This window comes from Streptomyces sp. ISL-96, from assembly GCF_018614035.1.
Lineage (GTDB): Bacteria > Actinomycetota > Actinomycetes > Streptomycetales > Streptomycetaceae > Streptomyces.
Map to the genome: position 1 here is coordinate 91,034 of NZ_JAGGPA010000025.1, position 12,865 is coordinate 103,898.

General features: G+C 72.0%; 12 protein-coding genes. 2 read left to right on the forward strand and 10 right to left on the reverse strand.

All coding sequences use genetic code 11. From position 1 onward, the window contains the following. Positions 1-4: 4 nt before the first annotated feature. From pheT to infC, 7 genes are all read right to left on the reverse strand, one after another. Positions 5-2,533 (reverse strand): phenylalanine--tRNA ligase subunit beta, encoded by a 2,529-nt coding sequence (pheT, locus tag J7E96_RS16995; protein ID WP_215132422.1) that lies wholly within the window; start codon positions 2,531-2,533, stop codon positions 5-7. Further along, the gene (pheS, locus tag J7E96_RS17000) at positions 2,533-3,660 is read right to left on the reverse strand and encodes a phenylalanine--tRNA ligase subunit alpha (RefSeq protein WP_215132423.1); all 1,128 of its coding nucleotides are present in this window, start codon (positions 3,658-3,660) and stop codon (positions 2,533-2,535) included. The genes pheT and pheS overlap by 1 nt, the downstream gene beginning before the upstream one ends. A 115-nt stretch (positions 3,661-3,775) precedes the next feature. Further along, entirely contained in the window at positions 3,776-4,915 is a 1,140-nt protein-coding gene (locus J7E96_RS17005; RefSeq protein ID WP_215132425.1) for an ATP-binding protein, read from the reverse strand. 96 nt (positions 4,916-5,011) lie between these two features. Beyond that, positions 5,012-5,869, reverse strand: a complete 858-nt coding sequence (locus J7E96_RS17010) for an RNA methyltransferase (protein ID WP_215132427.1) — start codon at positions 5,867-5,869, stop codon at positions 5,012-5,014. Between the two features lie 128 nt (positions 5,870-5,997). Further along, the gene (rplT, locus tag J7E96_RS17015) at positions 5,998-6,384 is read right to left on the reverse strand and encodes a 50S ribosomal protein L20 (RefSeq protein WP_138898714.1); all 387 of its coding nucleotides are present in this window, start codon (positions 6,382-6,384) and stop codon (positions 5,998-6,000) included. Positions 6,385-6,485: 101 nt separating this feature from the next. Continuing rightward, positions 6,486-6,680: a 50S ribosomal protein L35 gene (rpmI, locus tag J7E96_RS17020; protein WP_215132429.1), complete on the reverse strand. Its 195-nt coding sequence runs from the start codon at positions 6,678-6,680 to the stop codon at positions 6,486-6,488. Between the two features lie 129 nt (positions 6,681-6,809). Further along, a complete protein-coding gene (gene infC, locus J7E96_RS17025) occupies positions 6,810-7,475 on the reverse strand; it encodes a translation initiation factor IF-3 (protein WP_308296014.1) in 666 nt (221 codons plus the stop codon). A gap of 385 nt (positions 7,476-7,860) precedes the next feature. Here infC and J7E96_RS17030 point away from each other — a divergent pair, with 385 nt between their 5' ends. Next, on the forward strand, positions 7,861-8,235 hold the full coding sequence (locus tag J7E96_RS17030) for a DUF1844 domain-containing protein (RefSeq protein ID WP_214976569.1): 375 nt from the start codon (positions 7,861-7,863) through the stop codon (positions 8,233-8,235). Positions 8,236-8,243: 8 nt separating this feature from the next. On the opposite strand, the gene J7E96_RS17035 is transcribed toward J7E96_RS17030, so the two are convergent. The 3 genes from J7E96_RS17035 to J7E96_RS17045 form a co-directional block, all read right to left on the reverse strand. Then, positions 8,244-8,978 carry an SseB family protein gene (locus J7E96_RS17035; protein WP_215132431.1) on the reverse strand — a complete coding sequence of 245 codons (735 nt, stop codon included), beginning with the start codon at positions 8,976-8,978 and terminating at the stop codon, positions 8,244-8,246. 75 nt (positions 8,979-9,053) lie between these two features. Next, positions 9,054-10,277: a type VII secretion-associated serine protease mycosin gene (gene mycP, locus J7E96_RS17040; RefSeq protein ID WP_215132433.1), complete on the reverse strand. Its 1,224-nt coding sequence runs from the start codon at positions 10,275-10,277 to the stop codon at positions 9,054-9,056. Beyond that, a complete protein-coding gene (locus tag J7E96_RS17045) occupies positions 10,274-11,152 on the reverse strand; it encodes a hypothetical protein (protein ID WP_374196691.1) in 879 nt (292 codons plus the stop codon). Before J7E96_RS17045 ends, mycP begins: the two co-directional genes overlap by 4 nt. A gap of 472 nt (positions 11,153-11,624) precedes the next feature. Here J7E96_RS17045 and J7E96_RS17050 point away from each other — a divergent pair, with 472 nt between their 5' ends. Next, entirely contained in the window at positions 11,625-12,827 is a 1,203-nt protein-coding gene (locus J7E96_RS17050) for an amino acid deaminase/aldolase (RefSeq protein ID WP_215132437.1), read from the forward strand. Positions 12,828-12,865: the final 38 nt, after the last annotated feature.

Consider the following 12,865-nt stretch of genomic DNA (forward strand, 5'->3'; position numbering starts at 1 on the left):
GGTGTTACGCCCCGCGCAGCACCGCGCCCGTGCGCTCGCCGGCGAGCGCGACGGCGGCGTCGCGGGCGGCCGTGGCCTCCTCGACGGTCAGCGTGCGGTCGGCGGCGCGGAAGCGCAGCGCGTACGCGAGCGACTTCTTGCCCGCGCCGAGCTGCTCACCCGTGAAGACGTCGAACAGCCGCAGCGATTCGAGGAGTTCACCGGCTCCTTCGCGCAGCGCCGCCTCGACGTCCACCGAGGGCACGCCCTCGTCGACTACCAGCGCGACGTCCTGGGTCGCCACCGGGAAGGTGGAGATCCGCGGAGCCTTCAGTGGTCCGGTACCGGCCTGCTCCAGCAGGTCGGTCTCGACCTCCATCGCGCAGGTGCGTTCCGGCAGGTGGAGCGCCTTGATGACGCGCGGGTGCAGCTCACCGGCGTGCCCGACGAGGGTCTCCTCGCCGTTCACGGTGACGTACAGCGCGGCGCAGCGGCCGGGGTGCCACGGCGCGTGCTGGTCGGCGCGCACGATCAGCTCGACACCGGCCTCGCGGGCGAGCGTACGAGCGGCCTCGACGGCGTCCGCCCAGGTGCCCGGACGGCCCTTGCCCCACCAGCCGGCCTGCTCGCGGGCGCCCGCGAGGACGACGGCGGCGCGGCGCGGCTGACGCGGCAGCGTGGCGTTGAGACCGGCGATCTCCTCGTCGGTGGGCCGGCGGTCGACGGGCAGCCGAGCGGCCTCGTGCTCTTCACCCGTGGGCCGGAAGACGAGACCGGTCTCGAAGAGTGCCAGGTCGTGCGAGCCGCGGCCGTCGTTGCGGCGCAGCGCGCCGAGGAGGCCGGGCAGCAGCGTGGTGCGCAGCGCCGGCTCCTCGTCGGAGAGCGGGTTGACGAGCTTGACCGTGTGGCGGCGGTCGTCGTCGGCGGCCAGGCCGAGCTGGTCGAGGACGGCCTCGCCGATGAACGGGTAGCTCAGCGCCTCGACGTAACCGGCGCCCGCCAGCGCACGGCCGAGGCGGCGGTGCAGCCGCTGCCGGTCGGTGAGCCCGCGGCCCGAGGGCGGCGTCGGCAGGGTGGAGGGCAGGTTCTCGTAGCCCTCCAGCCGGATGACCTCTTCGGCCAGGTCGTTCGGGAAGGACAGGTCGGGACGCCAGGACGGCACCGTCACGACCAGCTCGTCCTGCCCGTACACGTCGCAGCCGACCTCCTGGAGGCGGCGTACGACGGTCTCGCGGCCGTAGTCGACACCCGCCACCCGGTCGGGGTGGTTCGCGGGCATCGAGATCGTGCGGGGCGCGGAGGGTGCGATGACCTCGGTGACGCCGGCCTCGGCGGTGCCGCCCGCGAGCAGCACCAGCAGGTCGACGGTCCGCTGGGCGGCCGCGGAGGTGGTCTGCGGGTCGGTGCCGCGTTCGAAGCGCTTGGACGCCTCGGACGAGAGCTTGTGCCGGCGCGCCGTACGGGCGATGGAGAGCGCGTCGAAGTGCGCCGCCTCGATGACGACCTCGGTGGTCCCGTGCACCTGGCCGGTCTCGGCGTCGGTGGTGGAGTCGGCGATCTCGGTGTTGGCGCCGCCCATGACACCCGCGAGACCGATCGGACCGCGGTTGTCGGTGATCACCAGGTCCTCGGGGTCGAGGACGCGCTTGGTGCCGTCGAGCGTCGTGAACTTCTCGCCCGGCTCGGCCCGGCGCACACCGATCGGCCCGTCGATGCGGGACCGGTCGTACGCGTGCAGCGGCTGACCGAGCTCCAGCATCACGTAGTTGGTGACGTCGACCGCGAGCGAGACGGTCCGCATCCCGGCCTTCTGCAGCCTGCGCCGCAGCCAGATCGGGGAGCGGGCCTCGGGCTCCAGGCCGACGACCGTACGCGCGGTGAAGCGGTCGCAGCCATGCGGGTCGGCGACCTTCACGAGGTAGCCGTACGAGTTCGGGGCGGGTACGTCGAGCAGCGCGGGGTCGCGCAGCGGCAGCCCGTACGCGGTGGCGACCTCGCGGGCGACGCCGCGCATGGAGAGGCAGTAACCGCGGTCGGGCGTGACGGCGATGTCGAGGACCTCGTCGACGAGCTCGAGCAGCTCGATGGCGTCGGTGCCGACCTCGTACTCGGGCGGCAGCACGATGATGCCGTTGCTGCCGTCGTCGCCCATGCCCAGCTCGTCGCCGGAGCAGATCATGCCGTGCGAGGTCTTGCCGTACGTCTGGCGCGCGGCGATCGCGAAGTCGCCGGGCAGGACGGCGCCGGGCAGGACCACGACGACCTTGTCGCCGACGTCGAAGTTACGGGCGCCGCAGACGATCTCCTGCGGCTCACCGGTGCCGTTGGCCATGCCGACGTCGACGGTGCAGAAGCGGATCGGCTTCTTGAACTCGGTCAGTTCCTCGATGGTGAGGACCTTGCCGACGACCAGGGGGCCCTTGAGGCCGGCGCCGAGCTGCTCGACCGTCTCGACCTCAAGGCCGGCGGAAACGAGCTTGGCCTGTACGTCACGGCCGGTCTCGGTGGCGGGGAGATCGACGTACTCCCGCAGCCAGGAAAGCGGGACCCGCATCAGATCTCCATCCCGAAGGGCCGAGTGAACCGGACGTCACCCTCGACCATGTCTCGCATGTCTTCTACGTTGTGGCGGAACATGATCATCCGCTCGATGCCGAATCCGAAGGCGAATCCGCTGTACTTCTCGGGGTCGACGCCGCAGGCGGTGAGCACCTTCGGGTTGACCATGCCGCAGCCGCCCAGCTCGATCCAGCCCTCGCTGCCGCAGGTGCGGCAGGGACGGTCCGGGTTGCCGACGGACTCGCCGCGGCAGACGTAGCAGACCATGTCCATCTCGGCGGACGGCTCGGTGAACGGGAAGTAGTTCGGGCGCAGCCGGGTCTTCATGCCCTCGCCGAAGAGCGCCTGGACCATGTGGTCGAGGGTGCCCTTGAGGTCGGCCATGGTGAGGCCCTCGTCGATGGCGAGAAGCTCGATCTGGTGGAAGACCGGGGTGTGCGTGGCGTCGAGCTCGTCCGTGCGGTACACGCGGCCGGGACAGACGACGTACACGGGCGGCTCTCGGTCGAGCAACGCGCGGGCCTGGACGGGAGAGGTGTGCGTACGCAGCACGACACCGGACTCGTCGGACTTCGACCCGTCTGCGCCCTGTACGAAGAAGGTGTCCTGCATCTGGCGCGCCGGGTGGTCGGGCACGAAGTTGAGGGCGTCGAAGTTGAACCACTCCGCCTCGACCTCGGGGCCCTCGGCGACCTCGTACCCCATGGCCACGAAGACGTCCGAGACGCGCTCCATGAACGTGGTCAGCGGGTGCCGGGCGCCGGCCGGTACACGGTCGTACGGCAGCGTGACGTCCACCGCCTCCTCGACCAGTACGCGCTCGTCGCGCTCGGCCTCCAGGGCGGCGAGTCGGGCGGCGAGGGCCTTGTTCACGGCGCCGCGCGCCATACCGACGCGCTTGCCGGCCTCGGCCTTGGCGGCCGGCGGCAGGGCGCCGATCTCACGGTTGGCGAGCGAGAGCGGCGAGGTGGGGCCGGTGTGCGCGGTCTTCGCGTGGGTGAGCGCGTCGAGATCCGCCGCGGCGTCGAAGGCGGCGAGCGCCTCGTCCCGCATGCGCTCGATCTCTTCCGGTTTCAGCGCCTCGACCTCAACAGGGTCGTACGACTTATTGGGTGCGGACATCTCTTCCCGTACTTCCGATTGGCTGGTGGCGTGGCCCCCGCTCGACGACTGAGGACGCAAAGGTGCCAAAGGTCGAGTCTAAAGGCCGCGAGAGGTGAAGAAGCCCGTGGGCCGCTCAGGCGAGATAGGCCGGAGCGCCGACGGGCAGGATAAATCGGAACTGGGCGCCGCCACCGGGTCCGCGCCCGACGGTGATCGAGCCGCCGTGCGCCTCGACGATGCCCTTGACGATGTACAGACCGAGACCGGTGCCGCCGCGCTTGCTGCCCCGCCAGAACCGGGTGAAGACACGGCCCATCGACTCCTCGGGAATGCCGGCGCCTTCGTCGCTCACGGTCACGGCTGTTCCCTTCGCAGAGTCGTCGGCGGTCTTCATCGGGGCTGCGCTCACCTCAATGGTGACCGTTCCCTCCCCGTGCCGCACCGCATTTTCCAGCAGGTTGCCGAGGACCTGGTCGATCTTGTCCGGGTCTGCCCAGAGATCGGGCAGCGGCTGCTGGATACGGACCAGGAAGCGGTCCGGCGGCTGGCCGTTGGAGATGTGCGCCTGGATGTGGCGCCCGACGGCCGTCGGTATGTCCACCGGCTGCCTGCGCACCTCAAGGCGCCCGGAGTCGATGCGCGAGATGTCGAGCAGCTCGGCGATCAGCCGGGTGATCCGGCCGGCGTCGGCGTCGACGGTCTCCAGCATCAGCTTCTTCTGGTCGTCCGTGAACCGCTCCCATTTGGCGAGCAGTGTCGCCGTGAACCCCTTGACCGAGGTCAGCGGGGAGCGCAGCTCGTGGGCGACGGTGGCGATCAGCTCGGCGTGGCTGCGCTCGGTGCGCCGTCTGGCCTCGGTGCCGCGGATGGACACGACGACCCGCCGCACCGGCCCGGTGGGCTCGTGGCGTACGTACCGTGCGGAGACCAGTACCTCGCGGCCGCCGGGCAGCAGCAGATTGCGTTCGGGCTGCCCGCTCCGGGTGGCGAGTCCGCCGTACGGGTCGGTCAGGCTCCACCAGCGCCGGCCTTCGAGGTCTTCGAGGGGCAGCGCGGTCTCCAGGGGTCTGCCGAGAGCGGCGTCCTTGGTGATGGCGGTGATCCGCGCCGCCGCGGCGTTGAAGCAGACAACGCGGCCGCTCTCGTCGGCGACGGCGAGGCCGTCGGGGAGGTCGTCGGGATCGATGCCGTTGCCGTCCTGCGCGTACGGACGCGGTAAGGCGTGACCGCCCGCCTTCGACGGGCTCGACGGACCATTCGTGCCGACAGCCATCCCCGTATCCCACCTCTTCCGAAGAGCGGAGGGGGTACCTCCCTGCTCGAGCGGAGCCGAGAGCTTGGGGGAGGGCCCCCCGAGCCCGCCACACTACTAGCTGGAGGTAACGCTGCGGCACCCTCCGGAAGCACGCTGCGCACGCGCGGACGCGTAGAGGCACACGGCGGCCGCCGTGGCGAGGTTGAGGCTTTCGGCCCTGCCGTGGATCGGAACGCGCACCACGGCGTCCGCGAGTGCGCGGGTCTGCGCCGGCAGGCCCCAGGCCTCGTTGCCGAAGACCCAGGCCGTGGGCCCGCCCATGGTGCCCGCGTCGAGTTCGTCGTCGAGGTCGTCGTCGCCCGCGCCGTCGGCCGCCAGGATGCGTACGCCCGCGCTCTTCAGCCCGCTGACGGCCTGCTCGACGGGAACGCCGACGGCGACCGGCAGGTGGAAGAGCGAGCCGACGGAGGCCCGTACGGACTTGGGGTTGTAGAGGTCGACGGACGCGTCGGTGAGGACGACCGCGTCGGCGCCGGCGGCGTCCGCGCAGCGCAGCACCGTACCGGCGTTCCCGGGGTCGCGGACGTGCGCGAGGACGGCTACGAGCCGGGGCTTCGCGGCCAGGATCTCCTCGAAGGGCGAGTCCAGGAAGTGGCAGACGCCGACGATGCCCTGCGGGGTGACGGTCTGCGAGACCTCGGCCAGCACCTCGTCGGGCGCCAGGTGCACGCGGACGCCGGTGGCGCGGGCGGCGTCGACGATGCCGGCGTACCGCTCGGCGGCCTCGACGGTGGTGAACAGCTCGATCAGGGTCGGCTCGCCGCTGTCGCCGCGGTGCTCGACGGCCTCGCGCACGGCCTGCGGTCCCTCGGCGATGAACCGGCGCTCCTTGCCGCGGAAGCTCCGCTTGGCCAGCCGCTTGGCGGCGGTGACGCGCGGGGATCGCGGGGAGATCAGCTCGGGGGTGCCCATGGTCGGCGGCTCACTTCTCTGCGTATCTCTACGTACAAAAGGGGTCGTGCACGTGCGGTACAACGCACCGGACCCGCAGGCGGCGAACGCCTGCGGGTCCGGTCTGAAGACGGTGTCGCTCGCCTGGATCAGGCGGCGGTCTTCGGGGCGTTGACGTCGCTCGGGAGCGCCTTCTGGGCGACCTCGACGAGAGAGGCGAACGCGTTCGGGTCGTTGACCGCGAGCTCGGCCAGGATCTTGCGGTCCACCTCGATGTTGGCGGCGTTCAGACCCTGGATGAGGCGGTTGTACGTCATCCCGTTCTCGCGGGCAGCGGCGTTGATGCGCTGGATCCACAGCCGACGGAAGTCGCCCTTGCGCTTCTTGCGGTCGTTGTAGTTGTAGACCAGGGAGTGGGTGACCTGCTCCTTGGCCTTGCGGTACAGGCGCGAACGCTGACCGCGGTAGCCCTTGGCCGCCTCGAGAATTGCCCGGCGCTTCTTGTGGGCGTTGACTGCCCGCTTGACGCGTGCCACTTGTTAACTCCTTGTAGCGGGGCCGCGGGTGAACTCACACGGCCCGGAAACGTATTGGTCTCGGTCTCGACGTCGTGCCCCGGTCGCCCGGAGCCGCGACATCACTTGCCGAGAAGCTTCTTGATCTTCGGGGCGTCCGCCGGGGACACCACGACAGCGCCGGTCAGCGAGCGGGTCTTCTTGGAGGACTTGTGCTCCAGGAGGTGGCGCTTGCCGGCCTTCTCGCGCATGATCTTCCCGGAACCGGTGACCTTGAAGCGCTTGCTGGCACCGCTGTGCGTCTTGTTCTTCGGCATAGCGCCGTTCTCTCCTCGTCAGTGCCGCTCCCCCGGTGCGTACCGGAAAGCAGGGAGCGTCAGTCGGTGGTATATGGGGGCTGTGGCTTCCTGGCCGAACCCGGGGCCGCCTGGAGGGCAGCCCCTGGATCACGCCTCGGAAGGAGTCTCGGTCTGTGCCTCGGCCGGGGCCTCGGCGACCTCGTCCGTCGACTCGGCCTGCTCGGCGTCGTCGGTGGCGTAGCCCTGGCGTTCGGCCTTGCGGGCCGCCTGGGCCTCGCGCGCCTCGGCCATGGCCTCGGTCTTCTTCTTGTGCGGGCCGAGAACCATGATCATGTTCCGGCCGTCCTGCTTGGGATTCGACTCGATGAAGCCAAGGTCCTCGACGTCCGAAGCCAGACGCTGAAGCAGTCGGAAGCCGAGCTCGGGGCGGGACTGCTCACGACCACGGAACATGATCGTGATCTTGACCTTGTCGCCCTGCTTGAGGAACCTGACGACATGACCCTTCTTGGTGTCATAGTCGTGCGGGTCAATCTTCGGCCGGAGCTTCATTTCCTTGATGACCGTGTGCGCCTGGTTCTTGCGCGCCTCACGGGCCTTCATGGCCGACTCGTACTTGAACTTCCCGTAGTCCATGAGCTTGCACACGGGCGGACGGGCGGTCGCCGCGACCTCGACCAGGTCGAGGTCGTACTCCTGCGCAAGCTCCAGGGCCTTCGCAAGAGGCACAATGCCGACCTGCTCGCCGCTGGGTCCGACGAGTCGCACCTCGGGAACGCGAATCCGGTCGTTAATGCGGGGCTCAGCGCTGATGGATCCTCCTCAGTAGCACCACACGACTGTCTGGCAGACAGCCGCGTAACGTCTGTTTCGTGAGACCAACCTCAGGGAGCCATGAAAAATGCCCCGGACGGGAACACAGGCGGGGCTCCTGGATGTACCGGAGCACCACCGCGCATCAACCGCGGGGCGCAATATCGAGCGGCGCTCCATCGTCCGTACGGAACGATGGGGACCGCCTGACCGGTGACCCGCCGTCCGTGAGGACAGCCAGGTGGGAGATCGGAGCCTCCACTTGTGGGCCGGGCACACAGGTGTCCGGCCGGTCGTTACACAAGGTTAGCAGCTCTTGGGGGGAGGGGCGACCCCGGCCGGACTGGGGCCAGAGCCTTACTGTCCGGGGCATATCGTGTGGGTCATGAGTGACGCGACCTCCCCCAGTGAATCCCCCGACGAAGCCCCCGACTTCGACGCCATGACGCGCGACATCGCGGAAGTACCGGCCGTCGAGGTGATCGTGACGGTGGCGGTCAACCTGATGAGCGCCGCCGCGGTGAAGCTCGGCCTGACCGAGGACGGCGACAAGCACAAGGACCTCGACGAGGCCCGCAAGCTGGTGCACGCGCTGGCCGGCCTGCTGGACGCCAGCGCGACCGAGATCAGTTCCTTCCACGCGGCGCCGCTGCGGGACGGGCTGAAGTCCCTGCAGCTGGCGTTCCGCGAGGCGTCGGCCGTGCCGGACGAGGTGGGCCAGGGCCCGGGCGAGAAGTACACGGGCCCGGTTTACGGCTGAGCGAGGAATTATCCCCGTACGAACAAGGGCTCGCCCGGAGGCGTGACCCCGGCCGGCAGCAATGCCAGGTCGAGGCCGCGCACCAGGCGGGCCCTCAGCGTTTCGTCGGCGGCCAGTGCCTCCGCGACGCGGCGGGCCGCCTCGGCCGGTTCGGCGCCGGGGGCGAGGACGAGTGCGAGGGTGCCGTCGGCGCTGCCCGGGCCGAGGTGGGCGCGCAGCACGGCGGGCTCCGCGGCGACAGCGGCCCGTACCGCGTCGGTGACGGCCGGGTCGCTGAGCGGTACCGCGCTGGTGCGGCCCTCGGCGGCGGCGAGCAGCGCGGACCCGGTGAGCTGGTACGGCACAGGGCCGGCCAGGTCGAGGACCAGCGTGTCGGCCCGCTCGTGGGCGACGGCCTGGAGCGCCTGGTGCAGCGGTACGGCGACGGGGCGCGCCTCGGGGTTCCAGCGGGCCAGGGCCTCGGTGGAGGTGAAGGCGGGGAGGGCGCGGCGGTCGCCGGCCTGGAGGGTCGGCACGGCCATGTCGCTGCTCTTCTCTCGGCGCAGCCCGGTGGTCTCGTCGGTTTCGACTTCTCCGAGTACGGCGACGACGGGGACCAGCAGCCGGGCGGCCTTGAGCGCCTCCAGGACCTGCGGTTCGGCCGATCTGTCGGCGGACCAGGCGGCGAGGGCCGCCGCCAGCCGGGGGTCGGCGGTGCCGTCGTCGTCGGAGAAACCGGGGTCAGGGATGTTCTTGAGCGCCACGCGTCGAGCCTAGCCGCCGGGCGGTGAGGGTTTTCTCATCGGGGTTGATCTGCGGCACAGCCGAACGGGCGGGTCTCAGGGCTGTCGGCCGGGCGCGCCGACCCGGGCGCTTCGCCACAGGGCCACGGCGCCGGCCAGCAGGAGGACGCCGAGGCCGCCGGCGACGGGGGCGAGCCAGCCGGCCGGTTCGCCGCTCTCGCGCAGGGGGCCGGGGCCCGCGCCGAAGTACTTCTTGCCGTACGGGGCCGGGGCCGGGCGCAGGTGCGCGGGGCGGAGCTTGCCGGCCGCCTCGATGGCGGCGGCCGGATCGACGAAGCCGTAGCCGCGGGCGTCGTCGCGGCCGCCCGCGGGGGCGTTGCGTGCGGTGTCCGCGAGGAGCTTCTTGACCTGGGCGGGGGTCAGGTCCGGGTAGGCCGAGCGTACGAGCGCGGCGGCGCCGGAGACGAAGGCGGAGGCGGCGCTGGTGCCCCAGCCCTCGTAGTAGCGGCGGTCGGGGTCGGCGATGATCACATCGACGCCGGGGGCGCTGACCGTCGCGTACCAGCGGCTGGTGGAGAAGGAGGCGTGGGTGCCGGCGCTGTCGACGGCGGCCACCGCGATGACGCCGGGGTAGGCGGCGGGGTACGAGATGTGGTCGCCGTCCTCGCCGCTGTTGCCGGCGGAGGCGACGACGACGGCGCCCTTGGCGAGGGCGTACTGGACGGCGGCGTCCTCGGCGGGCTCGGGGTGGGCGGACTTGCTGTCGTCGCCGAGGGAGAGGTTGATGACGTCGGCGCCGTGGTCGGCGGCCCAGCGGATGCCCTGGGCGAGGGCGTTGCCGCGGGTGCTGCGGGCTCTCTTGCGGGCGGGGTCGCCGCCTTCGAGGATCACCCGGACCGGGAGGATCTTCGCCTCGGGCGCGATGCCGACGACGCCGTCGGCGCGGCCGGGGCCGCTTCCGTGACCGGCGATGATCCCGGCCATGGCGGTGCCGTGGCGGGCCCAGGCGCGGTCGCCCTTACCCGCGCCGAAACCTATGAGGTCCTTGCCCGCCAGCACCCGGCCTTCCAGGTCGGGGTGGCTGCCGTCGACGCCGGTGTCGAGGACGGCGACGGTGATGCCCTTGCCCTTGGTCGTACGCCAGGCCTCTTCGGTGTGCAGCGCGTCGAGCGCCCACTGCTGGGCGCGGATGCTGTCGGCGTGGGCGGCGGGGGGTGCGGGGACCAGGGCGAGGGCGGTGGCCGCGAGGGTGGCGGCGACGGCGCGGGTGCAGGTGCGGCGGGGGGCGTGGCTGGGTTCGGCGCCGGTTACGTGGTTCATCGGGGAGGCTCCGTGGCCGGGCGTGCGGCTGTGCGCAGGCCGCGTTCGACCCGCTCGGCGATGCCCTCGGCCTCGTGGCCGAGGCCCGCCTCGGCGGGGGCGTTCGTCGCACCCGCGGTGGTGGCGCGGCTGGCGGGCTGCGGGTCGGCGACGGTGCGGCCGTCGGCGAAGCCGGAGACGGCGTACACGACGACGGGTACGTCGGTGAGCACGCTCACCGTCCAGCTCGCGCGCTGCCGGTCGCCGAAGCCGGCTGCGACGGTGCCCTTGGCCGGGTAGGTGCGGGGCATCAGGTCGGCGCGGTCGGTGAGGACCTCGTTGGTGAAGCGGGCGCGCAGGGCCTTCATGGCCGGCGCGTCCGCCTCGGTGAAGATCATGCCGACCGTGGTGACGCTGCTGGTGGTGGCGTCGGTGTAGGTGGCGCGCAGGAGGCGCAGGCAGCCGACCGGCTGGAGCGCCTTGAGCAGCAGCGGGTCGAGGGCTTTCGCGCAGCCGCTGTCGGGGGCGACGGCGACGCGCGTCCAGACGCGGTCGGCGCCGCCGGGGCCCGCGCCGTCGCCCTTGATCTTCGGCGGGAAGAGGGTATCGACGGGTGCGCTGTGCCAGAGGCCGCGTGCCTCGGCGTAACCGGTGGGAGCGGCGGCCTCGGCGTCCGCGCCGCCGGTGAGCCAGCTGCCCGTGACGGCGCCGCCGATCAGGCCGAGCCCGAGTACGAGGCAGGCCGCGGCGGCCACGACGCGGGCGGGGCGTCGGGGACGGACGGGACGCAGCCGGGTGGTGGTCTCGGCCGGCGTCTCCGGCGCGCCGGTCCCCCACGGCCGTGGCGCGGCGAACTGCGCGGGCCGGGGCGCACCGAGCTGTGGGCCCGGGTCGATGGCGCCGGCGGGCCTGCGCCGGGTGGAGCCGGGCAGCGGCGTTACGGGCAGCCCTGCCGGCGGCGGCGGAGCCTCGGGCGGCAGCGCCCCCGGCGCAGCGGGCACGGGCCTCAGCCGCGCAGTGGTCTCGACGGCCGGCACGTCCCCCGTGCCCTCTGGGGGTGGTGGCTGCGGTGCCCGCGCGGGGCGGTCCGGGGCGTGCCAGGAGGGCGGGAGTGGTGGGGTGGTGGGGCGGGGTGGGAGAGGGGCACGGTGTGCCTCGGTGCTCATCCGCCCCCCTGTTCGTGGTTCGCCCGGCCTGTCCCCGCGATGCCCGATCGCCTTTCGGGGCAGGTCCGTTCGAGTCGTCCTCACCGCGTGAGCGTCACTCTACGGGCTGCCGCGGGCCAGGCGGGAACCAGTCCCCGGGGTCGCGGCATCTGACCGGATCATCCCCCTACCCAGCGGTAATCAGCTCTGGCAAGCTCTGGCCATGACACCGCGCGCTGCCGACCGGGCCAGGTACGACCGGGCCACTGCCCACCTCGACGCTCCCGTCGCCGTCGTCGACTTGGAGGCGTTCGACGACAACGCCGCCGACCTGGTCCGCCGGGCCGCCGGCAAGCCGATCCGGGTGGCGAGCAAGTCCGTGCGCTGCCGGGCGCTGCTGGAGCGCGTACTGGCACGGGACGGCTTCGCGGGCATCATGTCGTTCACCCTTGCCGAGTCGCTGTGGCTCGCGCAGTCGGGGTTCGAGGATGTGCTGCTCGCCTATCCGTCGGCGGACCGAGGTGGGTTCGCCGAGCTGGCCGCGGATCCGAAGCTTGCCGCCGCCGTGACCGTGATGGTCGACGATCGTGCACAGCTGGAGCTGATCGACCGGGCCAGGGAGGGCGGCCGGGAGGAGATCCGGGTCTGCCTGGAGCTGGACACGTCGTTGCGGCTGCTCGGGGGCCGCGTACGGATCGGAGCGCTGCGTTCGCCGCTGCGCGAACCCGCCCAGCTCGCCGAGCTGGCCCGCTCGGTGGCCCGCCGGCCGGGATTCCGGCTGGTCGGCATCATGGCGTACGAGGGGCATGTCGCCGGGGTCGGTGACGCGCTCGTGGGACAGCCGCTGCGTTCCCGGGCGATCAGGGTGATGCAGGGCGCGGCGCGCAGGGAGCTGGCGGTACGGCGGGCGGCCGTCGTACGGGCGGTACGAGCCGTGGCGCCGGACCTGGAGTTCGTCAACGGCGGCGGCACCGGGAGCGTCCAGCACACCGCCGCCGAGCGGTCCGTGACGGAGATCGCCGCGGGCTCCGGGCTGTTCGTACCGCGGCTCTTCGACAACTACACGTCGTTCACGGGACGGCCCGCCGCCCTCTTCGCCCAGCCCGTCGTCCGCAGGCCGGGTGTGGGCGTGGTGACGGTGCTGGGCGGCGGCTATCCCGCTTCGGGGGCCGCGGGCCCGGACCGGTCGCCCGTCCCGTATCTCCCGGAGGGACTGCGGTACGACCCCCAGGAGGGGGCCGGTGAGGTGCAGACACCGCTGATCGGCTCCGCCGCCGACGATCTGCTGATCGGCGACAAGGTGTGGTTCCGGCACGCGAAGGCGGGCGAGATGTGCGAGCGGTTCGACGCGCTTGAGCTGATCGAGGGCGATGCGGTGACGGCGACCGTACCGACGTACCGCGGCGAGGGCCGCACGTTCCTGTAGGCCGGAGGCCGGGCCGAGGTCTTCAGCCCGGCCTCCGG